The 25,139-nt window shown below is 39.5% G+C and carries 28 protein-coding genes; 23 read left to right on the forward strand and 5 right to left on the reverse strand.

Annotated features, from left to right (window positions below):
- Window positions 1-24 precede the first annotated feature (24 nt).
- The 8 genes from FTV17_RS13100 to FTV17_RS13135 all read left to right on the forward strand — a co-directional run bounded on the left by FTV17_RS13100 (window position 25) and on the right by FTV17_RS13135 (window position 7,670).
- Window positions 25-555 (forward strand): gamma carbonic anhydrase family protein, encoded by a 531-nt coding sequence (locus tag FTV17_RS13100; RefSeq protein WP_035268256.1) that lies wholly within the window; start codon window positions 25-27, stop codon window positions 553-555.
- A gap of 122 nt (window positions 556-677) precedes the next feature.
- Window positions 678-1,343: a tRNA (adenosine(37)-N6)-threonylcarbamoyltransferase complex dimerization subunit type 1 TsaB gene (gene tsaB / locus FTV17_RS13105; protein ID WP_180000170.1), complete on the forward strand. Its 666-nt coding sequence runs from the start codon at window positions 678-680 to the stop codon at window positions 1,341-1,343.
- Window positions 1,344-1,355: 12 nt separating this feature from the next.
- Window positions 1,356-2,180: an undecaprenyl-diphosphate phosphatase gene (locus FTV17_RS13110; protein ID WP_180000172.1), complete on the forward strand. Its 825-nt coding sequence runs from the start codon at window positions 1,356-1,358 to the stop codon at window positions 2,178-2,180.
- A complete protein-coding gene (locus FTV17_RS13115) occupies window positions 2,174-2,992 on the forward strand; it encodes a class I SAM-dependent methyltransferase (protein WP_180000174.1) in 819 nt (272 codons plus the stop codon). The genes FTV17_RS13110 and FTV17_RS13115 overlap by 7 nt, the downstream gene beginning before the upstream one ends.
- Before the next feature lie 118 nt (window positions 2,993-3,110).
- Window positions 3,111-4,535, forward strand: a complete 1,425-nt coding sequence (locus FTV17_RS13120) for a C13 family peptidase (protein ID WP_180000176.1) — start codon at window positions 3,111-3,113, stop codon at window positions 4,533-4,535.
- 31 nt (window positions 4,536-4,566) lie between these two features.
- The gene (gene fghA / locus FTV17_RS13125; protein WP_180000178.1) at window positions 4,567-5,403 is read left to right on the forward strand and encodes an S-formylglutathione hydrolase; all 837 of its coding nucleotides are present in this window, start codon (window positions 4,567-4,569) and stop codon (window positions 5,401-5,403) included.
- A gap of 219 nt (window positions 5,404-5,622) precedes the next feature.
- A complete protein-coding gene (locus FTV17_RS13130) occupies window positions 5,623-6,633 on the forward strand; it encodes a YjgN family protein (RefSeq protein ID WP_257219954.1) in 1,011 nt (336 codons plus the stop codon).
- Between the two features lie 11 nt (window positions 6,634-6,644).
- Entirely contained in the window at window positions 6,645-7,670 is a 1,026-nt protein-coding gene (locus FTV17_RS13135; protein WP_180000182.1) for a M48 family metallopeptidase, read from the forward strand.
- A 32-nt stretch (window positions 7,671-7,702) separates the two neighbouring features.
- On the opposite strand, the gene FTV17_RS13140 is transcribed toward FTV17_RS13135, so the two are convergent.
- The gene (locus FTV17_RS13140) at window positions 7,703-7,993 is read right to left on the reverse strand and encodes a DUF2218 domain-containing protein (protein ID WP_180000184.1); all 291 of its coding nucleotides are present in this window, start codon (window positions 7,991-7,993) and stop codon (window positions 7,703-7,705) included.
- A 229-nt stretch (window positions 7,994-8,222) separates the two neighbouring features.
- On the opposite strand from FTV17_RS13140, the gene rpe reads away from it, so the two are divergent.
- The 5 genes from rpe (at window position 8,223) to FTV17_RS13165 (ending at window position 11,435) form a co-directional block, all read left to right on the forward strand.
- On the forward strand, window positions 8,223-8,909 hold the full coding sequence (rpe, locus tag FTV17_RS13145; protein WP_180000186.1) for a ribulose-phosphate 3-epimerase: 687 nt from the start codon (window positions 8,223-8,225) through the stop codon (window positions 8,907-8,909).
- A gap of 612 nt (window positions 8,910-9,521) precedes the next feature.
- Entirely contained in the window at window positions 9,522-9,839 is a 318-nt protein-coding gene (locus tag FTV17_RS13150) for a multidrug efflux SMR transporter (protein ID WP_092768625.1), read from the forward strand.
- 53 nt (window positions 9,840-9,892) lie between these two features.
- A complete protein-coding gene (sugE, locus tag FTV17_RS13155; RefSeq protein ID WP_180000188.1) occupies window positions 9,893-10,210 on the forward strand; it encodes a quaternary ammonium compound efflux SMR transporter SugE in 318 nt (105 codons plus the stop codon).
- A gap of 32 nt (window positions 10,211-10,242) precedes the next feature.
- Complete coding sequence (locus tag FTV17_RS13160) at window positions 10,243-10,731, forward strand: methylated-DNA--[protein]-cysteine S-methyltransferase (RefSeq protein ID WP_180000190.1); 489 nt, start codon at window positions 10,243-10,245, stop codon at window positions 10,729-10,731.
- A gap of 35 nt (window positions 10,732-10,766) precedes the next feature.
- Window positions 10,767-11,435 (forward strand): nuclease-related domain-containing protein, encoded by a 669-nt coding sequence (locus FTV17_RS13165; protein ID WP_180000192.1) that lies wholly within the window; start codon window positions 10,767-10,769, stop codon window positions 11,433-11,435.
- Window positions 11,436-11,467: 32 nt separating this feature from the next.
- Here FTV17_RS13165 and FTV17_RS13170 read toward each other — a convergent pair whose 3' ends face one another.
- Entirely contained in the window at window positions 11,468-12,235 is a 768-nt protein-coding gene (locus tag FTV17_RS13170; RefSeq protein ID WP_180000194.1) for a hydroxymethylpyrimidine/phosphomethylpyrimidine kinase, read from the reverse strand.
- An 83-nt stretch (window positions 12,236-12,318) separates the two neighbouring features.
- Between FTV17_RS13170 and FTV17_RS13175 the strand changes: the two genes are divergently transcribed.
- Complete coding sequence (locus tag FTV17_RS13175; protein WP_180000196.1) at window positions 12,319-12,966, forward strand: HAD-IA family hydrolase; 648 nt, start codon at window positions 12,319-12,321, stop codon at window positions 12,964-12,966.
- Between the two features lie 54 nt (window positions 12,967-13,020).
- Here FTV17_RS13175 and FTV17_RS13180 read toward each other — a convergent pair whose 3' ends face one another.
- Window positions 13,021-13,485 (reverse strand): Lrp/AsnC ligand binding domain-containing protein, encoded by a 465-nt coding sequence (locus tag FTV17_RS13180; RefSeq protein WP_092768640.1) that lies wholly within the window; start codon window positions 13,483-13,485, stop codon window positions 13,021-13,023.
- Window positions 13,486-13,623: 138 nt separating this feature from the next.
- Here FTV17_RS13180 and FTV17_RS13185 point away from each other — a divergent pair, with 138 nt between their 5' ends.
- The 4 genes from FTV17_RS13185 (at window position 13,624) to FTV17_RS13200 (ending at window position 18,005) form a co-directional block, all read left to right on the forward strand.
- Complete coding sequence (locus FTV17_RS13185; RefSeq protein WP_180000198.1) at window positions 13,624-14,883, forward strand: D-amino acid dehydrogenase; 1,260 nt, start codon at window positions 13,624-13,626, stop codon at window positions 14,881-14,883.
- Window positions 14,884-14,929: 46 nt separating this feature from the next.
- Window positions 14,930-16,033, forward strand: coding sequence for an alanine racemase (alr, locus tag FTV17_RS13190; RefSeq protein WP_180000200.1), 1,104 nt, complete (start codon window positions 14,930-14,932; stop codon window positions 16,031-16,033).
- Between the two features lie 56 nt (window positions 16,034-16,089).
- Complete coding sequence (locus FTV17_RS13195) at window positions 16,090-16,449, forward strand: RidA family protein (protein WP_035268302.1); 360 nt, start codon at window positions 16,090-16,092, stop codon at window positions 16,447-16,449.
- Between the two features lie 134 nt (window positions 16,450-16,583).
- Window positions 16,584-18,005 carry an amino acid permease gene (locus FTV17_RS13200; protein ID WP_092768649.1) on the forward strand — a complete coding sequence of 474 codons (1,422 nt, stop codon included), beginning with the start codon at window positions 16,584-16,586 and terminating at the stop codon, window positions 18,003-18,005.
- Between the two features lie 51 nt (window positions 18,006-18,056).
- Here the strand turns inward: FTV17_RS13200 and FTV17_RS13205 are convergent, their stop codons facing one another.
- Complete coding sequence (locus FTV17_RS13205) at window positions 18,057-18,509, reverse strand: CopD family protein (protein WP_035268308.1); 453 nt, start codon at window positions 18,507-18,509, stop codon at window positions 18,057-18,059.
- A gap of 28 nt (window positions 18,510-18,537) precedes the next feature.
- The gene (locus FTV17_RS13210; RefSeq protein ID WP_180000202.1) at window positions 18,538-19,767 is read right to left on the reverse strand and encodes a beta-ketoacyl synthase N-terminal-like domain-containing protein; all 1,230 of its coding nucleotides are present in this window, start codon (window positions 19,765-19,767) and stop codon (window positions 18,538-18,540) included.
- Window positions 19,768-20,039: 272 nt separating this feature from the next.
- Here FTV17_RS13210 and FTV17_RS13215 point away from each other — a divergent pair, with 272 nt between their 5' ends.
- The 5 genes from FTV17_RS13215 to FTV17_RS13235 all read left to right on the forward strand — a co-directional run.
- Entirely contained in the window at window positions 20,040-21,467 is a 1,428-nt protein-coding gene (locus FTV17_RS13215; RefSeq protein WP_180000204.1) for an EcsC family protein, read from the forward strand.
- Window positions 21,468-21,638: 171 nt separating this feature from the next.
- On the forward strand, window positions 21,639-22,013 hold the full coding sequence (rpsL, locus tag FTV17_RS13220; RefSeq protein ID WP_004648013.1) for a 30S ribosomal protein S12: 375 nt from the start codon (window positions 21,639-21,641) through the stop codon (window positions 22,011-22,013).
- Window positions 22,014-22,193: 180 nt separating this feature from the next.
- Entirely contained in the window at window positions 22,194-22,664 is a 471-nt protein-coding gene (gene rpsG, locus FTV17_RS13225) for a 30S ribosomal protein S7 (RefSeq protein ID WP_004648014.1), read from the forward strand.
- 131 nt (window positions 22,665-22,795) lie between these two features.
- On the forward strand, window positions 22,796-24,931 hold the full coding sequence (gene fusA, locus FTV17_RS13230) for an elongation factor G (RefSeq protein ID WP_180000206.1): 2,136 nt from the start codon (window positions 22,796-22,798) through the stop codon (window positions 24,929-24,931).
- 92 nt (window positions 24,932-25,023) lie between these two features.
- A partial coding sequence (locus FTV17_RS13235; protein WP_244782822.1) for a GTP-binding protein occupies window positions 25,024-25,139 on the forward strand: 116 nt, incomplete at its 3' end.

A 25,139-nucleotide genomic window follows, 5' to 3' on the forward strand; every position in this document is an offset into this window, starting at 1 on the left:
ATTAAATGCATAGGATTGCTGCATATGATGTACAAATTTCAAGACAAAACCCCTTCAACGACGATTCAACCATGGAATGGATGGATTGCAGAAAATGCCACTGTGATTGGCGATGTTGAACTTGGACAAGAGGTGAGTGTTTGGTTTGGTGCGGTAATACGCGGGGATAACTGCAAAATTCGTATTGGTGATTTCAGTAATATTCAAGAAAATGCCGTCTTACACACTGATCCGGGCATTGAATTGAATGTTGGGCAATATGTCACCATTGGTCATCAAGCAATGTTACATGGTTGTACGATTGGAGATAATAGTTTGATTGGTATCAACGCCGTCATATTAAATAATGCTGTAATCGGTAAAAATTGCATTATTGGCGCGAATGCGTTGATTCCAGAAGGTAAAATCATCCCAGATAATTCATTGGTGATGGGCTCTCCTGGCAAAGTAATTAAAACATTAGATGAATTTGCAGAAGCTAAACTCAAAATGAGTGCGATGCATTATGCGCATCATTTCAAAAATTTCACTCAGCTTGAAAAATTTGAATTTTAAATATAAGTGTTGAGATTGATACGAGCGTTCAATAATCACTAAATCTGAACAGATCTGCTCTCGCAGGAATAATTCGAGTGGAGTATGATTAGCACCATTTTTAACGATTTATAGGGGCATGCATGAAATTGCTTGCATTAGAAACTGCCAATGAGCAGTGCTCAGTTTCGTTAATTGATGAGAATCAAGTACTTTTTTATCAACTAGATGATCGTGCAAAAGCGCAGACCCAATCCATCCTCCCAATGATTGAAGCAGCTTTTCAGCAAGCTGAAGTACACGTTTCAGATTTGGATGCGATCGCTTTTAGTCGTGGTCCTGGCTCATTCAGCGGTGTGCGTATTAATGCAGCAGTCACTCAGGCGCTTGCATGGTCACATGACGTGCCTGTGATTCCTGTTTCATCCCTTCAAGCTCTGGCACAGGCTGCTTATCGAATGTATCAACTGACAGAAGTTACGGCTGTACTTGATGCAAGAATGAGTGAGGTCTACATCGCAAGTTTTCAGTTAAATGCTCAAGGCTTAATGCAGTTGGTGGATGAAGAGCAATTATTAAATTATGAAAATGCTGCAGCCTATCAAAAGTTTCAAATGATTGGTTCGGGAACAAAATGTATTCATCCCGAATTAAATGATTATTCAAATGTCCAAGCAACTGCTGAGGATATAGCGACGATTGCACGTGAACATGCTTTAGAAGAACACTGGCTCAGTGCCGATCTCGCACTACCCGTTTATTTACGTGACAATGCGTGGAAAAAAATTCCAGAACAAGGCAAAGCATAATTAGGAATTTCTATGGATCTTTTACTGCTGCTTAAAGCGGCAATTATGGGTATCGTTGAAGGTATTACTGAGTTTTTACCCATTTCTAGTACAGGCCATTTAATTTTAGCCGCTGAACTCATGAATTTCTGGACCAAGGAAAAAAGTGATGTCTTTGTGATTGCCATTCAAATGGGGGCAATCGCAGCGGTTATTTATGAATATTGGTCGCGCTTATGGGGTGCTGCAACGGGTATGGTCACTGGCGAAGCACAAGGCAGAAGACTCGGATTTGGTTTAATCTTGGCTTCAATCCCAATTGTTGCAATAGGTTTGACCTTTGGGCAAACAATAAAAGAGCTATTATTTAATAACTACGCGATTGCAATTGGCCTGATTGTCGGTGGTTTAATTATCATTTGGGTAGAAAAAAATCCCCCAAGAATACGTGTCAAAGAAGTTGAAGAGCTCAGTTATAAAGATGCAATTTGGATTGGTTTAATTCAAGTGCTCTCTTTGATCCCAGGTACATCACGTTCTGGTGCTACGATCATCGGGGCAATGTTTTTAGGCGTTTCCCGCAAAGCAGCGACCGAATTTTCATTCTTTCTTGGAATTCCAGTCATTATTGGTGCTGGATTATTAGATTTATATCAAAGCTATGATGTGTTCCAGACTGCTGAAGATTGGGCAGTGTTGACAACTGGGTTGATTGTTTCATTTGTCTCAGCTTTATTACTCATTCGAGCTTTGGTTGCCTATGTCGCAAAACGTGATTTTATGATTTTTGCTTGGTATCGAATTGCTTCAGGTTTAGTGATCCTTCTCTTTGCATTTACAGGTTGGAAATTATGGTAAGCGAAATACGCTTATTTGCTGAACGAGATTTTCTTGAGAAAGCACAGCATTTTAATGCTGTGCTTTCTTCTCGTGGGGTGCAGTCAACAATCGAAGAGGTTGAAAAATTGAATGCTCGATTTTTCAGACATCATCCTGAACTTGCGCTTTGTGTTGATCAAGATGGGTTGTGGCTGTGCGCACAGGGCATGCGTATGCAACCTGATTGGAAAGCCGAAGTCGGTCGCTTAAAACGTGCTAGCTTGAAATCTGAAATGATTGCGAGGGCATGCCAGTTATCTGAAAAGCCCCAGCTCATTGATGCCACCGCAGGGCTTGGGCATGACAGTTTACTGATGGCACATTTAGGGGCAAATGTCACATTAGTTGAACGACATCCAATTTTATATACTTTGTTAGAATCTACTCATCAACAAGCGAGTCTTGACCCATTTTTAAAGAGTATTGTTGCGCGTATTCAGCTGGTTTTTTCAGATTCCGCTGATTATCTTAAGCAATGTGCAAACCAACTCGTCGATGCCGATGTGGTGTATTTAGATCCAATGTTTCCACAGCGTGACCAAAATCAAAATACCATTAAAAAACAAGCGCAAGTTAAAAAACAAATGCAGCTGTTACATCTTCTGTTACCAGAAGATGGAGAGATGGATTTAGGTGATGAATTATTGGCATTGGCTCAAAGCGTTGCTAAGCGAGTTATTGTAAAGCGACCAAGGCATGCTGTTTATCTCAATGCACAAAAACCTGATCATCAATGGTTAGGTGATGCATGTCGATTTGATGCCTATTTTCAAACGATTGTTTCTGAGTAGTTTGGTAAATGACTCAAAAATAATCGAAAAATTGTTATATAGTTAAAAGTAGCATTGATAATTATTTAACCGAGCATAAACTTAAAAAAGCTGATCCAAGCACCTACACAGTAATCTTATGATAGACCTTAAACCTTCAATTAACTTTTGGCATGATTTAAAAAGTAACCAGCTTGCAGGGATTTGGTTATTTTTAGGTTCAAGGAAATCACTACAGATTGTAAGGCCATCAATTCTTCAACTTATTTTTTGGGGAATTCTTGGAGGTTCAGCGAGCTCTTTATTTAGCTGGTTGTTATCGAGTGGTGCTGGAGAATTTAACTCTCAAGGATTAGTGAGTTATGCGCTCTGGCCATTTATTGCTTTAATTGTTGGGATTTTCCTTTCACAGCGCACTAATAATCCACGTTTGATGTTGGTGCCAGCATTACTTTGGTTAGTACTAGATACACATATTGTGTTGATTCAGTGTCTTATCCAATATTATTTTAATAACTTTGACTATCAACCTAATTTCCTTGTTGATCATTTGCAGCACATATTTTCTTTATTGTTTGTTTGGCAAAGTTTAGCTGTTGTTTGGGTTTTTTCGCGTGAATTAAAATGGCCTTGGTGGGAGCGACTGCTCATCATGATCGCCACGTTTTTTACACTTTTTGTGTGGCAGATTTCGTCGCAAAGTCAACCAATTTGGAAGGTAGATGAGGCGCCTTCAAGTATTTCAGAACAATCATTTTACGCGCAAAGCAGATTATTAAATCAGGCGCTTGAACAGATCCAATTTGGAGAGTTCGCGAACTCGCATTGGTATTTTATGGGCGTAGCTGGTGCAAGTTATCAAGATGTATTCAAATTGGAAATTCAAAGATTTAAAGATCAATTTGATACGCGTTTCGGAACCTTTGGTCGTTCAATTGCGTTAATTAATAATCCTGCAACTCGCGAAGAATATCCAATTGCGTCAAAAACCAGTATTGATCTGGCATTGCAACGTATTGGCGCTCAGATGAATCGTGAAAGTGATGTCCTGTTTTTGTATATGACTTCCCATGGTTTGGGTAATCAGTTCCAAATGGAAAATGCACCAATTGATCTGGAAGACATAGATCCAAAATGGTTGCGCCAAACGCTTGATAAATCAGGGATCAGATGGAGAGTCATTGTGATTTCATCATGTTTCTCTGGTAGTTTTATTCCAGCGTTGCAATCACCAGATACGTTAGTCATTACTGCAGCTGCAGCAGATCGAGAGTCGTTTGGTTGTTCAAATGATGCAGACTCGACTTATTTTGGACGTGCTTTCTTCGATTTAGCGATGCGTGAAAAAAATAGCTTACGTGAAGCCTTTGAAGATGCATCAGTCAATATTGCACATTGGGAAAATGCACAAGGGTTTATGCCATCAGAGCCACAATGGGTCATTGGTAAGAATATGGAAATTATGTTGCCGCAACTTGAAAAGAGATTATTTCCTCAGGTTGGATTATCAACCGTAAGTGGTGAACACCAGAGTGATAGTGCTCAGTTTACGAATATGCGATGATGTTTAAAAATTAAATGTGTGAGGCAGTGCAATGGAATTGGTTCAAAAGAATAAATGTTTTGACGGTGAACAACGTGTTTATCAGATCAATTCAAAGTTTTTGAAAAATCCTACTAAATTTTCTGTATTTTTACCTTCACAGGCACTCGAAGGTCAAAAATGTATTGCGTTGTACTATCTTGCAGGTTTGACTTGTACTGAAGAAACTTTTGTCATCAAAGCACATGCACAACGTCTAGCTGCGCAATTGGGAATTATCTTGATTGCTCCAGATACATCACCTCGTGGTGACGGCGTGGCGGTCGGGGATTCTTGGGATATTGGTCAAGGTGCTGGATTCTATTTAAACGCAACTCAAGCACCTTGGGCTGAGCATTATCAGATGGAATCGTATATTACACAGGAGCTGTATCCTCTAGTTCTTACATCGTTTCCTGTACAGGATGATGGGATTGGTATTTTTGGTCACAGCATGGGAGGGCACGGTGCACTCACGCTTGCTTGGAAGTATCCAGACTTATTTAAGTCAGTCTCAGCATTTGCACCGATTTGTGCGCCATCAATTTGTCCGTGGGGTGAAAAGGCATTTTCAGCTTACCTCGGAGCAGATCGTGAGTTATGGAAAGCACATGATGCGAATGAACTCGTGAAAGCAAAGGGTGCTCTATATCACGAAGTTTTAATTGATCAGGGGGTTGCAGATCAATTTTATGCTCAACTTAATCCAGCACTATTTGCTGAATCATGTAAAGCCGTAGGTCAAAAGCTTATATTGCGTGAGCACGAGGGTTATGATCACGGATACTTCTTTATCCAAAGTTTTATTGATGACCATCTGCAATTCCATGCTTTACAATTGCAAAATTAATCTCATTTGAATTTTAAGATATTCATACTTAAGTTCGTTATAATGTGTGTGATATCACATTTAAACCATGTTGAATGATGACATCTCTCGGGATGTCATTTTTTATAATCAGAGAAAATAATAATGAACTCATCAGAACACTCCGCTGAAAAAGTACCCTTACCATTGATCAACGATCCATTTCCATTATCTGATGCAGATGAAAATCGACCGATTTATATGGGGAAAGTATTTAAATTTAAATTTCATGGCAATGCGATGGAGTACTTTGGCATTTGGATCGTCAACATTCTGTTGACGATTGCGACATTGAGCCTATATGCGCCATGGGCGAAAGTACGTCGTTTAAGATATTTTTATAACAATACCGAATTTTTTCATCGCTTTTTTGATTTTACTGGTTTACCGACTAAAATTTTGATTGGTCGACTGATAGCCATTGGCATTTGGGCAATATTTGCGATTGCCTCATATATGGATATGACGATAGCAGCATTTGGTGGACTGATTATTTATATTGCTCTTCCATGGTTGGTTCGTGCCACAATTCGATTTAATGCGCGCAACAGTAAATTTGGGAACAGCCGTTTTTATTTTTCTGGCACGAATAAAGAAGCCTATAAACAATTTTTAATTGCGCTTGCTATCACCATTTTTACATTAGGTATATTTAGCCCTGTCGCAATTTGGATTTATAAAAAATATACGCTTAATCATTTGTACGTTGGACAACTCAAATTTCAATTAAACAATGACTGGCCTAGTTATATGCGAGCAGTATATGTTCCCATGATTCTCTTTGTATTGATTCTTATGCTCATCGGATTTGGTGGTTCGACATTATCAATACTCAGTGGTCATGGAATGGATATGATGCTGATGATGATCTTTGCCGTTTATGCGATTGGAATGTTGTTTATTGGTCCGTTAATACAGGCACGAATTTTTATTACTACGTGGAATAGCACAACACTCAACAGCAGTCAGTTTAAGACCAGTTGTAATCAATGGCGCTATGCATGGATTGTTGCGAGTAATTGGATCGCTAGAATCTTAAGTTTAGGATTATTGTCAGCATGGGCTGCTATTCGCATTTATCGATACCAAGTTGAATCGATGAGCTTAGAATTAAATGATGATCCAAACTTGATGATGAATATTGCGCAAAGTGATCATAGTGCGATCGCGGAAGAAATTAGCGATATTTTTGATATTGATATTTCACTTTAGGAGTTAATTCAATGAATCAATCTCTCACAGTGACATATTATGATGGTGTTCTTTCTAAGCCTTTTACAGCACAGATTCGCCCTGTTAATCAAGACAGTATCGCTGTCAGTTATACAGAACAAGGCGAAGTGAAAACAGTCTACTATCATGCAGATGAAATGGTATTGCTTGGTAAAATTGGTCGACGTAATCCAGCATTAGAGTTAACACATGACGCTAGAATTGAATTTCATGAGCGTCAGCTTCCTGAATGGTTGCCTGTTGAGCATAAAAATTTTCATCAAAAAGTATGGAAACTTGAACGTACACCATCGTTGATTATTTTTAGTGTTATTTTCGTGGTCGCACTTGGTTTCTCCGTCATTAAATGGGGAATACCGACGGCATCGCACATTGTTGCTTTCCAGCTGCCAGAAAATACGCTGAATCGTTTGGGTGGTCAGGCAGAAGTTTATTTAGCCGAATACACTAAACCTTCCCAGTTATCACAGCAAAGACAGGATCAGATTCTTGCGGATTATCTGAAATATGTTGCTGATGGTCGTCCCGCTCAGTTGAAATTTAGGGAAGGTGCCTCGCTTGGAGCCAATGCACTCGCATTGCCAAACAATACAATTTATCTCACCGATGAATTAGTGAAGCTTGCCAAGAATGATCAGGAAATTATCGGCGTTTTGGCACATGAACAAGCACATTTATTAAAACGTCACAGCTTACAACAAGGTCTTTCGAGCCTAGGATTCAGCGTACTTTATATTGCCATCACTGGTGATGGATCGGATTTAATTGCGACTTTGCCAGTTGCCATGATTGGTGCAGGGTATTCACGGAAGTTTGAGTTAGAATCAGATCAGTATGCGCTAGAACTCATGCATAAACATGAAATGGATACAGTGCATTTTGCAAACTTTTTAAAACGTATGAGTGATGATATGGGAGAAGACGAAGATCAATCAAAAATTCTTGATCTTTTTGCAAGTCATCCTGCCACTGAAGAACGAATTCGCCGTGTTACTGAATTTAAACAGCAACAATAAAAAAGAAAAGCCGACTTTATGTCGGTTTTTCTTTAACTTTCTCTAGACCATACAACTTGATAGTCAGCTTGAACCATGCGATTGATATGATCAAGCACGGCATTTTCTAGTCGTATTAATTCTTCTAAAGATATTTCTTCTTTATTCACAATACTGACATGAAGTTGATCAGGTTGTATTGATAATTCAACTGTCACTTTTGGCATAAAAATTTGATATTGGTCATCGGTATTGGCGACATCAAATTTATGTTTCCAATGATTGCTTAATCGTTTAGCGATACGTAATGCTTCGGAGCTTTCTATTGTTGTGGTTGTTTTCATTATTTACCGTGATGCTTGAAATTTATTGTATCTTAACATTCATCTCACCATAAGGTTGTTCCGAATATGCAACATAGCTTTGCATAAGTCATATTCCGTCCTTGAAGATTTTTTAATTAACGATTTGCATTTTGAGTTGAAATTTAAATAGCAGTAATTTCGAAGGAATGAATAAACGAAGTTTTGCTATAATCATCTTTTGAATTCTAATTTCCCGCCAGGTCCTGACATGTCCAAGCCATTCTTAATTGCTCCATCGATTTTATCTGCTGATTTCGCTCGCTTAGGTGAAGAAGTCGAAAACGTACTTGAAGCAGGTGCAGATGTGGTCCATTTCGATGTAATGGACAATCATTATGTACCAAATTTAACTTTTGGTGCTGGTGTATGTAAGGCACTTAAAAAATATGGTATTCAGGCCCCAATTGACGTTCATCTTATGGTGAAACCAGTCGATCGTATGATTGGAGATTTCTTAGAAGCGGGTGCAGATATCATCACTTTTCATCCAGAAGCATCAGACCATATCGACCGTTCATTGCAGCTGATTAAAGCTGGTGGTGCTAAAGCAGGTTTAGTTTTTAACCCTGCAACGCCTTTACATTACCTTGATTATGTATTGGATAAAGTGGATCAAGTCTTATTAATGAGCGTCAACCCTGGCTTCGGTGGACAAAAATTTATCCCAATGACGCTAGATAAGCTTCGTGAAGCACGCAAAATTATTGATGCATCTGGTAAAGATATTCGCTTAGAAGTTGATGGTGGTGTTGGTCCAGCAAATATTCGTGAAATCGCTGAAGCTGGTGCTGATATGTTTGTGGCTGGTTCTGCCATTTTTGGAAAGCCAGATTATAAAGCTGTAATTGATGAAATGCGTGCAGAGTTGGCGAAAGTGGGTTCAATTAATGTTTGATCCGAAACATGTATAACACTGCTCAAATCTGTGGATAAGTTTATGGATAACGTGGTGGATATCTGTGTTGATAACAGCTTGGATAATTTGATTAGATTATAATCATATTTAGTTCAATGGTTTGTTTATTAGACAATAAATGTATAAAAAGGACTCATGTGAGTCCTTTTTTACAAAAAATGGAACTTGTTATCCTTTCTTTTCTATTGTTTGGGGGAGAAGTTTTCGTTGCTCATTATTTGGCTTGTCTTCGTGAATAAGTCTTAAAAGAGCGAGATAAAAAATCAATTTAAATTTAAACATCCCAGACCAGTGATTCTATAGTGCTGTAAAGTGTTTTAATTTAGTGCGGATTTAGTCTTCCATCTGACAATAGCGATCGCCTTCGCAATGCAATAGCCTAAAAATGCAGAAATAATCTAGAAAAGCTAGTCCGATAATGACCTATTTTTAGTAGGTGTATTTTGGGTCAAAAATTGTAAAATTGCGCCTATTTTGTGCGTGTGTTGATATAATTCAACCATCATTTGGAGGAACGACCTCCCTCATTTCTCTGAGAAAAATCGTCAGGACGGCCTGACTCTTAAATTATTTTAATTGGGAGCAGGCATCATGGCTTGGTTTATTCTTATTCTCGCGGGTTTATTTGAGATCGTTTGGGCATATAGTATGAAAATGTCTGAAGGATTTACTAAATTCACACCGACTGCAATTACTCTATTTTTTATGGTTCTCAGTTTTGGGTTGTTGGCACATGCCATGAAAACATTACCTCTGGGAACTGCCTATACGATTTGGACGGGGATTGGTGCAGTAGGGTCTTTTTTAGTCGGCATTTTTATTCTGGGTGAGCCTGCGACAGCAATGCGGATGATTGCGGCTATTCTGATTATTTCAGGTTTAGTCATGATGAAATTAGCTTCAGCGTAAGATTTAAGGCAGCGTATCCATACGCTGCTTTTTTAATTGAGAGAGTGTTTATTTTGGCTTGGTTAGTTTTGATTGTTGCTGGGTTGTTGGAAGTGGTCTGGGCCTATTTTATGAAAGTTTCAGATGGCTTTACCAAATTGACACCCAGTATTTTGACGATCGTTTTCATGATCGCAAGTTTTGCTTTACTTTCCCATGCGATGAAAACCTTACCACTCGGGACAGCTTATACCGTATGGACAGGCATAGGCGCTGTAGGTTCGTTTGTGGTTGGGATTTTTATTCTTGGAGAACCAGCAAATGCAATGAGAATGATCGCTGCAGTATTGATTATTTCGGGTTTGGTCTTAATGAAGTTATCATCAACATAGTTAGATGATTTAATTTACAAGCGATTAAAAAAATGACTCAGCTTTATTTAAAAAAAATAATGACACCTGTCGGTGAACTTCAATTGGTTGCTCATGATCAAGCATTGGTTGTTGTCGCTTGGGAAAATGCACTTCCTCAGTTTATTCAAAATCAAATAATCATTCAGTGGGATGATCACGAGATTTTATGCATTGCCGAAAAACAGCTTCGCGAATATTTTTTAAAACAACGTCAGGTATTCGATTTGCCCATAGAACTTTATGGGACAGAATTCCAACGTTCGGTATGGAATGCGCTGTTAAATATTCCTTTTGGAGAGTCTAGAACGTATAAGCAAATTGCTGAGGATGTTGGGAATGTAAAAGCGGTTCGAGCGGTAGGCTTGGCCAATGGGAAAAATCCTATCGCGATCATTGTACCCTGTCATCGTGTAATAGGTGTCAATGGCAAGCTGGTCGGATTTTCAGGTGGTGTGGAGAATAAGCTTAAGCTGCTGCAGCTTGAAGATGATAAGTGGTGATGTTATAACAGTATAAATATATGAAATAAAAAATTATGTCTAATGAGAATCCTATAATTATAATTGTTGTTAATCTCATATCGCAGTTATGGTGGTTGATCTTAATTCTAGCAATCATCCCTGTTTTCAAACTATTTTTACCTTATATCAAAGGAAAATTGGGTGAATACATTGTCCAATATCATGCAAAAAAATTTTTGAATGAGGACTATATTTTACTGAATGATCTCACATTTTGGGATCAGGACAATCAGACCACACAGATTGACCATATTTTATTAAGTCCTTATGGAATATTTGTGATTGAGACTAAAAACTATAAAGGTTGGATTTTTTGTTCATCACATCAAAAAATGTGGACTCAAAAAATTTATAAATCTAGCCATAAATTTCAAAATCCATTGCACCAAAACTACAAGCATATAAAGGTTTTAGAGGGATTATTAAAAGACTTAATCGATTCAAATCTGTCGATACATGGTTTAGTGGTTTTCGTGCCTAATTGTGAGTTTAAAACACCAATTCCTGTACATGTTCATTTGGGTAAAAGTTGGATTGAAGAAGTTAAAAACTACCAAATGAAAGTGATTGATGATCGTAGATTACAGAGAATTAAATATCGTATTGAAAAAGCAGCGCTTCAAAAATCGTGGAAAACCAATAGAGAACATATTCGATCAGTCAAAGAAAGACTAAAAGATTAATAAAAAAAGCCCACAGTTAGTGGGCTTTTTATTTAGAAGCGTTTTGGAATTCTTTGGCCACCTTCAACTGGGATTTCAGCACGTTTTAATACACCAAATAGCCATGTTTCCGCATGGTGAACTGCATTTTTAATTTGATCACCTTGTGCCAACCTTCCTGCAATAAAACTTGCAAGAGAACAGCCTGAACCATGATACTCACCTTCAAGACGAGGACATTTTGTTTCAGAGATTATATCACCATTAATGTAGAGTGCATTTCTAATATAAGTCGGTGTGTCTTCGTGACCCCCTTTGACTAATACAGCTTTAGCACCCATTTCAAATAACTTCTGTGTGGCTTGATCTAAATCTTCACAGCCTGTTAATGCGCGAAGTTCAACGGTATTGGGTGTCAGAATCGTAGCAAGAGGAATCAATTCAACAAAAGCCTTGACCAATGTTGCTTGATTTCCTAATGAGCCACCACTATTGGCAACCAAAACTGGATCGAGTACGTATTGAAAATCAGGATGTGCTCTTAGGAATTCTGCCAAAGCTGCGATATTGTCCGTAGTACCGAGCATGCCAGATTTCACTACTTTGATAGGAAGATCATTCACTACAGCATTCGCTTGAGCCAGCAGTAAATCTTTTGAGGTTGCTTCAAATCCAAAAACTTGTTGAGAGTTTTGAATGGTTAACGCTGTACAGGCGATTGCTGCATGAGCACCACTTTGGCCGATCGCTTCAATATCTGCTTGTAAGCCAGCACCACCAGATGGATCTAAACCAGAAAAGCACAATACAGTAGGGCGCACAACAATGTCCTTCATTGATCAATTTGGAGTAGTATAGGCAAGTTTCTGAGAAGTCTCGATAGCATTTCTAAAAAAGGTACAGCATGATTAAAAATATTCTCATTGATTTAGATGGAACGCTAACTGATCCTAAAGTGGGTATTACGACTTCCGCACGCTATGGTTTAGAAAAAGTAGGTCATCTTATCGCGGAGGATGAGAATATTGATTGGATTATTGGACCACCTTTAAAAGCCTCGTTGGCCAAAATTTTGAAGGTTGATGTGAATGATGATTTGGCGGAACAGGCTTTACTTGGTTATCGTGAGCGCTTTGCTGTAAAAGGTTTATTTGAAAATTTATTATTTGAAGATGTAGCAGAGACATTGGCAACACTTAAGAATAAAGGTTACAGATTGTTTTTAGCTACTGCGAAGCCTGAAGTGTATGCTCAGCAAATTCTTGAACATTTCAATCTCACACCGTATTTTGATTATGCCTATGGCAGTGAGTTAAATGGTGACCGCACCAATAAAGCTGAACTTATTGCATATATTTTAGAGCAAGAAAAAATTAAGCCTGAAACCTGTTTGATGGTAGGGGACCGAGAGCATGACATTATCGGTGCTCGAAAAAATGGAATTGAAACGATTGCGGTGGAATACGGTTACGGCAGTGATGCTGAGCTAGCCGCTGCTGCACCCAAAGCCAGAATTCAAGCTTTCCATCAAATTTTAAATTACGTTGATTAATCTAAGCTGACATTTGGGCTCAAGAGCAACTCTCAAGAGATTGCTCTTTGCAGCTCAGCTTAGATCCAAATACAAGGATTCTTTGACCTCTTCCATCACGATATAACTATGGGAGGATGCTGAGGAGGGAAGCATTTTAAGCAGGTCACCCAGTAGTTGGCGATAAGCACTCATTTCTTTTAGTCTCGCTTTCACCAAGTAATCGAATTCACCTGAAATTAAATGACACTCTAATACCTCAGGTATCTCAACTAAATTCTTGGCGACTTGATCAAAAACATCTCCAGATTTCGCCGATAATTTAATTTCTAGAAAGACGAGTAAATTACGCTCCAATAACTCCGGATTTAATCGGGCGTAATAGCCCATAATAATGCCATCTCGTTCTAGTCTTTTCACTCTTTCCGAGCATGGGGTTGTAGAAAGATTTACTTTTGCAGCCAGTTCACTAATGGCAATACGACCGTCCTTTTGCAGAATATCTAAAATCATACGATCAGTGCGATCTAATTTCCGCATGAATAATTTCCTTATTTTTTAATTTTTTTAGGATAAAACCCTTAAATTACCTAAATTATAACGTTTAAAAGAGTGAAAAAAACTATTAAAGCAAAAATATACTAGTGAAATAAACTACACAGTGCTGAGGGATAGTTCATGCGCGTTATTGTATTAGGTAGTGGTGTCATTGGTGTTGCAAGTGCGTATTACCTAGCGCAACAAGGAGCAAGCGTCACTGTATTAGATCGTCAATCAGGTCCTGCCGAAGAAACGAGTTTTGGCAATGCAGGACAGATTTCTCCTGGATATTCTACACCATGGGCTGCACCAGGAATTCCATTTAAAGCGGTTAAATGGATGTTTCAACATCATGCACCATTAGCAATTAACGTTGATGGAAGCTTGTGGCAGCTGAAATGGATGGCTCAAATGTTGAAGAACTGCAATGCGGCACATTACGCCATCAATAAAGAGCGTATGGTACGTGTTGCTGAATACAGTCGAGATTGTTTAAGAGAACTACGCGAAAATATTGGCATATCTTATGAGAATCGTTCAAAAGGAACATTACAAATTTTTCGTAAGGATGCGCAATTAGACGCAGTTCAACGAGACATTGAAGTTTTAAAAGAAACAGGTGTCGAATTTGAGTTATTAGATCGTGAAGGTCTAGGTCGAGTTGAACCTGCATTAGCGGAAGTTAAAGACAAATTAGTCGGTGGTTTACATCTTCCAAATGATGAGACTGGGGATTGCTATATCTTTACCAACGCGCTTGCTGAATATGCAAAAGGTATTGGTGTTGAGTTTAAATTTAATCAAAATGTTGAAAAACTCGTAGTTGAGGGTGACGAAATCAAAGGCGTTGTTGTCGACGGTCAGGTACTTACAGCAGATCGTTATGTACTTGCCTTCGGTAGCTATTCACGAGATTTTATTAAACCATTAGGTCTAGATTTGCCCATTTATCCTGTAAAGGGATATTCATTAACTATACCTATCGTGGATGCGCAATATGCTCCTCAATCAACTGTCTTAGATGAAACCTACAAGATTGCAATAACTCGTTTTGATCAACGAATTCGTGTTGGTGGGATGGCTGAGTTAAGTGGTTTTAATAAAGAGTTAAATGAGGATCGCCGTGGCACCTTAGAGATGGTAACGCGTGATTTGTTTCCAGGTGGAGATATGGCACTAGCCAGCTTCTGGACGGGACTACGACCAATGACGCCAGACAGTACGCCTATTATCGGTGCGACGAAATATAAGAATCTATTTTTAAATACTGGACATGGCACGCTCGGTTGGACCATGGCATGTGGTTCTGGAAAGCTGATTAGTGATTTAGTGCTGAATCGGACTCCAGAGATTAGTACTGATGGACTTTCAATTCAACGTTATAACCACGCAGCATAAAGGCTGCGTGGTTTGCTATTAAAAAATAAATAATAGGACAAGGAATATGTCTCGCCCAATACAGGCTGTTATTCACTTAAACGCAATCAAACATAATTTGAAAGTTGCTAAGGAACATGTACCCAATGCCCAAGTTTTTGCTGTTGTAAAAGCTAATGCTTATGGCCATGGGATCGAGCGCATTTATTCAGCCTTAACGGTTGCTGATGGAATTGCACTTCTAGAGCTGAGTGAAGCACAACGAGTTCGAGATTTAGGTTGGAAAGGCCCAATTTTGCTTTTGGAAGGTATCTTTCAAGAAGCAGATTTACAGTTGTGTCATGATTTGGATCTTCAATTTACCGTTCATAATGAGATTCAAGTCGAATGGATTAAGCGGTGCGGTTTAGATGCTCATTTTAATATTTTTCTGAAAATGAACAGTGGCATGAATCGCCTAGGATTCCAACCTCAACGTTACTCTGAAATTTGGAGTCTGTTAACTGAATTGCCGCAAGTGTCATCAATCACTCACATGACACATTTTTCTGATGCTGATGGCGAGCGCTTGAATCAGGTTGGCGTTGACTATCAAATTTCAGTATTCAATCAAATCGTCAGTGCTTTAGGTGGTCCTTGCTCAGTAAGTAATAGTGCAGCCATCCTTAGACATGCCAATCATGTCCACTCCAACATTGTACGCAGTGGCATTATGTTGTATGGGAGTTCACCGGATTATCCAAGCCATACTATTCAAGATTGGAATTTAAAACCAACAATGTCTTTAAGAAGTGAATTGATTGCAATTCAAGAAGTCAATCCGCAGCAAAGTATTGGCTATGGATCGATATTTTTTGCAGAAAAAGCTATGAAAATTGGCATTGTCGCTTGTGGATATGCAGATGGATATCAACGGATTACTCAATCTGGCACAGCAGTGCTTGTGAATGGGCAAAAAACTTCTTTAATTGGTCGTGTAAGTATGGACATGCTAGCTGTTGATATCACGCATATTGAAGATGCAAAAATTGGCAGTGAAGTCGTACTGTGGGGCATCTCAAAGTATGGAAGTTTGTTACCGATTGATGAGGTCGCTGTAGGAGCGAGTACTGTGGGATATGAGTTAATGTGTGGCGTAACGACGCGGGTTCCATTTGTTCTAGAAATTTAATGTTAAAAATTCAACGATCAGCACTAGGAACAATACTTAGCAATTAAGGAATTAATATGCAAAATCAGGATATTCAAAAATTCAATAGTAATGGCGTGATGAGTGCAGTTACAGTCTTTAATCAAGTGGCTTATCTTTCTGGTCAAGTACCTAAGATTACGACGCCTGATATCGCCTTACAAACGAAAGATGTGCTGAATACGATCGACGCTCTTTTGGCTCAAGTAGGCACAGATAAATCTCGTTTATTGTCAGCACAAGTTTTCGTGAAGAATTTGGAAGATTTTCAAATCTTCAATCAAATTTGGATTGAATGGATGGAGGATTCAATACCTCCATCACGAGCAACCATTCAGGCTGACTTAGTTAATCCAGAATGGTTAATTGAAATTGCAGTGATTGCTGCATTGAAATAACTGAATATAAGTAAGAATTCACGAGGAAGAGTCATTTATGGCTCCTCTCATAATAACAAAATCTCTCGAATCTCAGTTTGAAGCGGAATTTAGGCTGATCGATTAGATTAGATGGTGTAAAAGGATGTTGAATAATGACAACCACAAATATTGATGAACAATCATCTCCCAATGAATTACAGCGTAAGCTTTCAAATCGACATTTGCAACTCATCGCCATCGGTGGAGCGATTGGTACAGGGTTGTTTATGGGCTCAGGAAAAACGATTTCACTTGCAGGACCTTCAATCATCATCATTTATATGATTATTGGTGCTATGTTTTTTTTCTTGATGCGTGCCCTTGGTGAAATTCTTTTATCTAATCTGCACTACAAATCATTTATTGATATGGCACATGATCTGATTGGACCAGGTGCAGGATATTATATTGGTTGGTCCTATTGGCTGGGATGGATTTTGGTCGGTATTGCTGATTTAGCAGCAATTATCAATTATCTCAGTTTTTGGTTACCTCCAGATCAAATGTTTACCCCAATGGGGCAAGCAGCGATTAGTGCAGGATGTGTCTTATTCATACTTGCAATTAACTTAGTCACTGTAAAACTTTTTGGTGAAATTGAGTTTTGGTTTGCATTAATCAAAATTCTAGCCATTATTGGATTGATCTTGGTGGGTGCTTTCATGGTGTTTACGAGTTTTCAGTCACCAAGTGGCGCTGTTGCAAGCTTCAGTAACATTTGGTCTCATGGTGGAATGTTCCCGAAAGGAACCATGGGCTTTTTGGCCGGCTTTCAGATCGCAATGTTTGCCTTTGTTGGTGTAGAGTTACTCGGGACGATGGCTGCGGAAACCAAAGATCCTGAGAAAAATTTACCAAAAGCGGTTAATGCTATTCCGACACGTATTATCATTTTCTATGTGCTTTCGTTGATCATGATTATGTCTGTGACACCTTGGATCAATATCCCAGCAGATCAAAGTCCATTTGTCACATTATTCTTATTTGCGGGTATTGGTTCAGCTGCTGTGATTATGAACCTAGTGGTTTTGTCTTCTGTGATGTCTTCCATGAACAGTGGTGTCTTTTCTACCAGTCGAATGTTATTTGGATTGGCTCGTGACGGCCAAGCCCCTCAAAAGCTAGCAGAACTATCAAGTCGTGCCGTACCTGCTAAGGGATTAATCTTTTCATGTACATTTATTATGGCCGGTGCAGCATTTCAGTATTTTGTGCCAAATACGATGGAAGCTTTTACATTAGCAAGTTCACTGTGTGTGATTCTTTTCATTAGTATTTGGGCGATTATCATGGTGTGCTATATACGCTACCGTAAATTGCGACCTGAGCTACATGAAAAGTCGAATTTTAAAATGCCGGGTGGAGTGGCAATGTCATACGTTGTATTGGCATTTTTGCTATTTGCATTAATCATTTTAAGTTTAGAGCCAGACACGCTGAAAGCTTTGATGATTAGCCCAATCTGGTTGATTCTGTTAGCTGTAACATACCGTGTTCTTTATAAACCACGTATGCGTAAGCGTAACCATAATTAATTTTTAGAGAAAGAAAAAAACCTCCACGAATGGAGGTTTTTCTTTCTTTAGTTAAAATGTAGGTTTTACCACAACTAAAATTACAACTGCGAATAAGATCAATGTGGGCATTTCGTTGAAATAGCGCCAGAACTTATGACTTTTATAGTGTGCATTATCAATGAGTTTTTTACGGTAATATCCACACATTAGGTGGTATATGACCAGTAATCCGACTAAACCAACTTTTAAATAAAACCATAAAGCTTCATGATAATGTCGAGTTGCATCACCCCAGTCCACTAAAAAATGTGCAGTGATCAATGTTGCGATCATCGCAGGCCACATAATGCCACGATAAAGCTTACGTTCCATGACTTCGAAGCGTTGATGGCTTATGGCATCGTCACTCATCGCATGATAAACATAAAGCCGTGGTAGATAGAACAAAGCAGCGAACCAACATACCACAGCAATAATATGTAATGCTTTTACCCATAGGAAAGCATCTGAAGGAGCATCCATCTAATCACCCATTATGGGCGGAATTAAATTAGCCTTCCCATTTCTTGAAAATGAGGCAGGCATTTACGCCGCCGAAACCAAAACTGTTACTCATTACAGTATTCAGTTTTGTATCGCGTTTTTCAAGTACGATATCAAATGGTTTTGCACCATCATCAAGCTCAGTAACGTTGATATTTGGTGCAATAAAGTCATTCTGCATCATGAGAATAGAGTAAATCGCTTCTTGTACACCTGCAGCACCTAAGCTATGACCTGTCATAGATTTTGTTGAACTTAAAGGTGGTACTTGACCTTCACCGAATGCGCGTTCCATTGCTTTCAATTCAGTCACATCACCAGCTGGTGTAGATGTGCCGTGTGTATTTACATAATCAATTTTTTCAACACCATGCTGTTTTGCTTCATCAAGTGCCATCAAGATACAACGTGTTGCACCTTCACCTGATGGTGCGACCATATCAGCACCATCAGAGTTGGCTGCATATGCAACGACTTCAGCAAGAATATTTGCACCGCGCGCTTGAGCATGCTCAAGAGATTCAAGTACCACGAAACCACCGCCGCCAGCAATGACAAAACCATCACGATCAGCAGAGTAAGGGCGAGAAGCGGTTTCTGGTGAGTCATTATATTTTGAGCATAAAGCACCCATTGCATCAAATAATAGACTTTGTGACCAATGGTCTTCTTCACCACCACCAGCGAGCATTAGATCCTGTTTGCCAAGTTGAATCAGGTTGTATGCGTAACCAATGGCATCAGCTGAGGTTGCACAAGCACTTGTAATAGAGTGAGCGATACCTTGTAATTTGAATGCCACACCAACGTTAGCTGTAATAGTATTTGACATATTGCGTGGAACAAAGAAAGGGCCAATTTTACGTGCGCCTTTCTCTTCAAGAAGTTCAATCATTTCAGCGACAGAAGCTGTAGAGTTGCCGCCTGAACCACCCGCAATACCATAACGAGGATTGCCCGCAAGATCTTCAGCGGTTAGACCCGCATTTTCAACCGCAGCGACTGCAGCGTTATAGGCATACATCGCACATACACCCATGAAGCGTTTCAGTTTACGGTCAATACCGTCAAAATTTTGTTCTGCTGCAGCACTAACATGACTTTTAAAATTAAGTTCAGCATAAGTTGGGTTAAAACGTGTGCCTGAAATACCATTTTGTAAGGCATGATTTACATCTTCTAATGTATTACCAATGCATGAGTTAATGCCCATACCAGTGATTACAACACGTTTCATTTACAATTCCCTATCATGGTGAAGTCATTTTATGGAAAAATTCACATCGATTTAATTGGATGTAAAAGTCCATAAGATCTTGTCAAAAATTCGTATCATGATATCAGAATCTATTTTAAATTCTTATGGCAAATCAATATCGCAGCGCTAAAACGCTTATTGGCAGATATGTTCACTATATTGCAACCGAATAAAACACGATAAAGTTGAGATAACTCTTGACTGCACATAGAATTTTAAACATAAGTGATAAATGCGAAGGAGGGTTGTAAATGGCAAATTCTAATAATAAGCAATCTAGCGGACTGGTATCAAAAGCATTTGGAGTGGCTAAAAAGCTCAGTGCTTCTGGCTTTGAACTGGCACAACATGTTGCACCAGGTTCGATTGCGAAAATGACGCAACAACCTGATCCACAAAAAATTATTGACATAACTTTAGATGAGAGAAAAATGACTGAACAAAAAAAGTACGAAACCCCTCAACAATTATTTCGTGATCATGTCCCTCAAGTTTCTCAAAAAATTTTTGGTCGTCATTACAGTAAATTAAATAATGTTGCTTCTTTTATCTCTCCGGACTTGAACAACAAAGTTGCAGATTATTTTTTTGATAAATTGAATGATTTTGTTTCTGAGTTAAGTTCAGTTGAGCATGTATTAAAGGAAGTTGGTGCAAAAAGCTTGGATGAACTTAAATCAAGCCCTGATCGTGCGAATCGTATTGGTGAAGCATTAGCCAATCAAAATAAATTGATTGCAGCGGTTCAGGGGGCAGTGTCTGGTGCGACAGGCGTAGTTGGTACGGCCATCGATATTCCTTTCTCGTTGGCATTTACGTTGCGTAGTATTTACCAAGAAGGGCGCGCGCATGGTTTTGAACTTAATCATCGTCAAGAGCAAGAGATCGTTGAGTATGTATTCAAGCAAGTCGATTTAGGTGTTATTGCGGAAAAGCAAACACTTTTAGTGGCATTAAGAACAGTCGCAAATTTATTGGAAACACAAGATACTCATCAGCTACAAACCCTATTGGGCTCTAGTAACGACTTCACGGCTTTAAAAAATTGGCTGAGTAATCCTGAAGGTGGTTATAAATGGAATTGGTTGAATCAGATTCCTCAAATTTCAATTTTATCTAAATTAGCACCTGTGGCTGGTGCTGGTATTGGTGCAGTATATAGCTGGCGTTTGGTGGAAGAGGCTCATTCTAAAGCTAGAGCTGTTTTTTCAGAAGCACAGCGGTACATTCTCCAACATCCAGATGAGCAGGTATCTGTTCAGGAAGCCTTTGAGCGAGGTACAGAATTATTAAAGCAATCCTCACTCGCATTGAATTCCGCAGTGTCAATCAATGATGAGTCACTGGTGGAGGTTAAAGAGTTTGCAAAAAAACTTGAAGGGGAAGAGTCTATTCAAGTTGATGAGTCAGCAGTTCTTAATGATTCAATTTCAGCAATTAAAATTGAAGCAAAACCTGTGGAGTCTCAAAAGGAAGAAGAGGTCAGTGTTGAGGAAGGTCTTAAGGCTTTAGCTGAAAAACATGTTGAATCGGCTTCTAATGAAAGTGTTCAAGACGCTGATAAAGACCAGCCTCAAGGCGAACCTATTGTACAGGTAAAAGCGCCATCTAAGCGTCGTAACTCAAAAAAGAAAGACGATGCAGCGAATGCACAACCTACGTCACCAAAAAAACAATAAATTTAGTTATGAATTATTGAAGAAATCATTCTGAAAATTTCGTTGTAAGCACACAATGGTCAATATTTGATGTCATGTTGAATGTTGACCATTTTTACTTCTTGGCTTACAATTGCATGCCCTCAAAAAGTAGTATTTTTTGGGGCTTTTTATTAACGGGAGAATTGCCACATGGCAACAACAAATCAGTTGATCCGTAAGGGTCGTACGACTTTGATTGAAAAATCAAAAGTTCCTGCGTTGAAGGCTTGTCCACAACGTCGTGGTGTTTGTACACGTGTTTACACAACTACACCTAAAAAACCTAACTCAGCAATGCGTAAAGTTTGCCGTGTTCGCTTAACTTCAGGTTTCGAAGTATCTAGCTATATCGGTGGTGAAGGCCATAACCTACAAGAGCACAGTGTTGTTCTTATCCGTGGTGGTCGTGTTAAAGACTTACCAGGTGTACGTTACCATACCGTTCGTGGTTCTTTAGACTGTGCTGGTGTTAAAGATCGTAACCAGTCTCGTTCTAAATACGGTACTAAGCGTCCTAAGAAATAATCTAACTAGATCATTTTCTTAAACGTATAGAACTGCAATCCTTTATCGTCTCGCTTGTCTGATTTCTGCATTTAATTTTGTGAAATTCAAGCGACGTGTAGTAAGGCCAGCGAATAGTACATGACACTTTGTACTGCTGCTGGATAAACCTGAAGTGTCATATTTATAGGTAGTATTAAAATGCCAAGACGTCGCGTAGTTGCTGCTCGTGAAATCCTTCCGGATCCTAAGTTCGGCAGCCAAACAATCGCTAAGTTCATGAACCACGTAATGCAAGATGGTAAAAAATCTATTGCTGAAAGTATCGTTTACGGTGCTTTAGACCGCGTTCAAGAAAAATCTAAAGTAGACCCAGTTGAATTTTTCGAGACTACTCTTGAAAAAGTTCGTCCTATGGTCGAAGTAAAAGCACGCCGTGTTGGTGGTGCTACATACCAAGTTCCTATGGAAGTACGCCCATCCCGTCGTACTGCTCTAGCGATGCGTTGGTTAGTAGATGCTGCTGCTAAGCGTTCTGAAAAAACTATGGCGTTACGCCTTGCTGGTGAGTTGCTTGACGCAGCTGAAGGTAAAGGTTCAGCGATCAAGAAACGTGAAGATGTGCATCGTATGGCTGAAGCTAACAAAGCCTTCTCTCACTACCGTTTCTAAGCGGATAAAACAGCCCCTATTCAGGAGGGTGGTAAGTCGGGTTTCACTGATTTGTCATCGAATCGCTTTAAGCTGCTCAGCAGCTTAAAGCGTCCTGTTTTAAACAACAAAATTTAGGAATGCAAGAAATCATGGCTCGTCAAACCCCAATTTCTCGTTACCGTAACATTGGTATCTCAGCACACATTGATGCTGGTAAAACAACGACTTCTGAACGTATTTTGTTCTACACAGGTGAGAGCCACAAACTAGGTGAAACTCACGAAGGTTCAGCAACAACTGACTGGATGGAACAAGAGCAAGAACGTGGTATTACCATTACTTCAGCAGCAGTAACTTGCTTCTGGAAAGGTATGGGTAACCAGTTCGAACAACACCGTATTAACGTAATTGACACACCGGGACACGTTGACTTCACGATCGAAGTTGAGCGTTCTATGCGTGTTCTTGACGGCGCGTGCATGGTTTACTGTGCTGTAGGTGGTGTACAACCTCAGTCAGAAACTGTATGGCGTCAAGCAAATAAATATAAAGTACCTCGTATTGCGTTCGTTAACAAAATGGACCGTACTGGTGCAAACTTCTTCCGTGCTGTTGAACAAGTAAAAACACGTCTTGGTGGTAATCCAGTGCCAATCGTGATTCCTGTTGGCGCAGAAGAAAACTTCCAAGGTGTAGTAGACCTTATCGAAATGAAAGCGATTATCTGGGATGAAGCATCTCAAGGTATGAAGTTTGAATACGGTGAAATCCCTGCTGACCTTGTTGAGCTTGCTCAAGAATGGCGTACAAACATGGTTGAAGCTGCTGCAGAAGCATCAGAAGAACTCATGGATAAGTACCTTGAAGAAGGCGATTTAACTAAAGAAGAAATCGTTAATGGTCTTCGTACGCGTACATTGTTGAATGAAATTCAGCCAATGCTTTGTGGTTCAGCGTTCAAAAACAAAGGTGTTCAACGTATGTTGGATGCTGTTATTGAATTCTTACCAGCACCTACTGACGTTGAAGCAATTAAAGGTATCTTAGACGACAAAGATGAGACAGAAGGTTCTCGCGAAGCGTCTGATGAAGCACCGTTTGCTGCGCTTGCGTTCAAAATCATGAACGACAAATTCGTAGGTAACTTAACATTCGTTCGTGTTTACTCAGGTGTTTTAAAAGCTGGTAGTGCAGTTTATAACCCTGTTAAATCTAAACGTGAACGTGTTGGTCGTATTGTACAGATGCACGCTAATGACCGTCATGACATCGAAGAAATTCGTGCGGGCGATATCGCGGCATGTGTAGGTCTTAAAGACACGACTACAGGTGATACACTTTGTGACGAAAACAATGTGATCACGTTAGAGCGTATGGAATTCCCAGAGCCAGTAATTGCACTTGCAGTTGAACCTAAAACTAAAGCTGACCAAGAAAAAATGTCAGTTGCTTTAGGTCGTTTGGCGAAAGAAGATCCATCATTCCGCGTTCGTACTGACGAAGAATCTGGTCAAACAATTATTGCTGGTATGGGTGAGCTTCACCTTGACATCATCGTTGACCGTATGAAGCGTGAATTCGGTGTTGAAGCGAACATTGGTAAACCAATGGTTGCTTACCGCGAGACGATTAAAAAATCTGTTGAGCAAGAAGGTAAGTTCGTTCGTCAAACTGGTGGTAAAGGTAAATTCGGTCACGTATATGTACGTTTAGAGCCAATGGATCCTGAAGCTGGTAAAGACTACGAGTTCGCTGAAGAAGTTGTCGGCGGTGTTGTACCTAAAGAATTCTTTGGTGCGGTTGACAAAGGTATTCAAGAACGTATGAAGAATGGTGTCCTTGCTGGTTACCCAGTTGTAGGCATCAAAGCGACATTGTTCGATGGTTCTTACCATGATGTCGACTCTGACGAATTATCGTTCAAAATGGCGGGTTCTTACGCATTCCGTGATGGTTTCATGAAAGCAGATCCTGTTCTTCTTGAGCCTATCATGAAAGTTGAAGTAGAAACTCCAGAAGACTACATGGGCGATATCATGGGTGACTTAAACCGTCGTCGTGGTATGGTTCAAGGTATGGACGATTTACCTGGCGGTACTAAAGCAATCCGTGCTGAAGTTCCACTTTCTGAGATGTTCGGTTACGCAACACACATGCGTTCTATGTCTCAAGGTCGTGCGACTTACTCTATGGAATTTGCTAAATATGCTGAAACTCCACGTAACGTGGCTGAAGGCATCATTGCTAAGTTCCAAGCTGGTGGTAAAAAAGGTGACGACGAGTAATCTTTCGATTACTATAAGCCCAACTAATTCATAGTTTAAAACCAAGTGCTCATGGAGTAATCCTCCATGAGTAGTTTAAAAAGGAAGATCTCATGGCTAAGGCTAAGTTTGAACGTAATAAGCCACACGTTAACGTGGGCACAATCGGTCACGTTGACCATGGTAAAACAACTTTAACTGCTGCTATCGCAACTGTATGTGCGAAGAA

The sequence above is a fragment of the Acinetobacter sp. YH12239 genome (assembly GCF_013417635.1).
Lineage (GTDB): Bacteria > Pseudomonadota > Gammaproteobacteria > Pseudomonadales > Moraxellaceae > Acinetobacter.